The organism is Siminovitchia fortis, from assembly GCF_003605365.2.
GTDB classification, from domain to species: Bacteria; Bacillota; Bacilli; order Bacillales; family Bacillaceae_C; genus Siminovitchia; species Siminovitchia fortis.
Genome location: NZ_QYTU02000085.1, coordinates 1 through 1,883 on the forward strand (window position 1 = coordinate 1; position 1,883 = coordinate 1,883).

Annotated in this window: 2 protein-coding genes; both read left to right on the plus strand. The window is 32.7% G+C overall.

The window, feature by feature from the left end; translation table 11 throughout:
• The first annotated feature begins 79 nt into the window (after positions 1-79).
• Positions 80-835, plus strand: a complete 756-nt coding sequence (locus D4N35_RS17675) for an ABC transporter permease (protein WP_120076016.1) — start codon at positions 80-82, stop codon at positions 833-835.
• A 70-nt stretch (positions 836-905) separates the two neighbouring features.
• Entirely contained in the window at positions 906-1,649 is a 744-nt protein-coding gene (locus tag D4N35_RS17680; RefSeq protein ID WP_120076018.1) for a MerR family transcriptional regulator, read from the plus strand.
• The last annotated feature ends 234 nt before the right edge of the window (positions 1,650-1,883 follow it).

Genomic DNA, 1,883 nt, shown 5'->3' on the forward strand with positions numbered 1-1,883 from the left:
CTCTGCACTTTTATTTTGCACTACACACAACGTTAAATGACGTTTATTTAATAAACTTTAATGAGAAAGGAGCAGAACAATGAATAACATAACATTCGTTTTGTTATTATCAAAAAAGAGGCTAACACCGCTAATTAAAAATCCAATAGCAATTATCATTTCAATGTTCCAACCATTGATTTTCCTAGTGCTGTTTGGAACGATATTTTCAAGCATATCTTCCGTTAGTGGATTTGAAGAATCCAATTATGTATCGTATATTTTACCGGGAATTCTGATCATGAATGCTTTATTTGGCGGAATATATTTAGGAATGAGTACTTTAGATGATATGAGAGAAGGAATATTTAACCGATATTTAATCGCCCCGAAGAATAACTTAATTTTCATCATTGGTGATTTAGTCTACATTTTCACTTTTCAATTGATCCAATCCACTTTGCTAGTGATTATTGGCTATTTTATGGGATTCAGACTTCCAATGGGAATCGTTTCACCAATTCTTTTTCTTGCTACACCAGCATTATTTTCGTGTCTAATCGGATCTATTTCAATTGGAATTGCCGTTCTAACCAAAAAGCACTCAACGATGATCACTGTCATGCAGTTTTTCTCTTTCCCATTGATTTTTTTGTCTTCTGCCTTTATGCCAAGCAATTTATTACCAAAGTATATAAGTATCCTCTCAAAAGTAAATCCAGTTGACTGGGTAGTTAGAGCATCACAATCTACTTTCAACCATTCTCCCGCAATTAACTACTATTTACTGATTGTTTCATGTCTTGTTATGGCTGTTTTCTTTTGTAAATTCACGTATGATGTTCAAAGAAAATAGTGAAATAAATGTGTTGACTCTTACCTTAGAGGATACTTTAGTATAAAGAGCATTGAAAGGAGGAGAAGAAATGTATACCGTTCATGAAGTTGCAAAACTAGCTCATACCACAGTAAAGACATTACACCATTACCACAAAATAGGTCTTTTGATTCCGGAGCAGACGACAGAAGCCGGATATCGCCTATATGGAAAAAAAGATTTAGAACGATTACAGCAAATACTTTTTTATAAAGAGTTGGATTTTCCTCTCAAGGAAATAAAACAATTATTAGATGGTGAAATCAACAGGGAAAATACGTTGATTCAACAAAAATATTTACTAGAACAAAAAATTGATCGATTTAAAGGACTAATCAGGACGATCAATTCCTCTATTAAAAATACCAAAGAAGGAGTCGATATAGATATGGAAACCATGTTTAAAGGTTTTGAAACTGAAGACGAATGGCAAGAAGCCTTAAAAGACCAAAACGAACATTTGAAAGAAGAATATGATTTTGACTTAAATCAGACAATTGATGTAGAATCGATGAACGACTCTGCCATGGAAGCACAGTCATTTAATGAAGATATGATTCATTTCTTACAAGAAGGTTTCTCTCCAAATGATTCAAAAGTTTTGGATCGTGTAAAAGAACATTTATCCTTTTTAGAAAAAAAAGGTCATCCATCAACGCCGCAAGACTTTCTAAATCAGACTGAGTTTTTCATCGTTGACGACTTTCATAGAAATATGCTTGAGCAATGGCAAGTGGGTTACACTTACTTTCTAAATAAAGTAGCAGCTAGTTATATGGCAAATATTAAATAGAACCAATACCAAATAATATAAATAATAATGGTATCCTTTTTTAAAATGTTTGATTCCCTTCCACCTAGTTGACCAAAGATATGAAATCAAAGGGCTGTTTCGGCAGCTCTTTTTGAATTTCTTTCTATTCATATTGGTAAAAATGAAGTGTCCTGAAAGGAAAGTAAAATGTTAACAAATATGATTAATCTACCAAACTTAAAGATTCTGGATCTACGTCAATATTTAGGACAC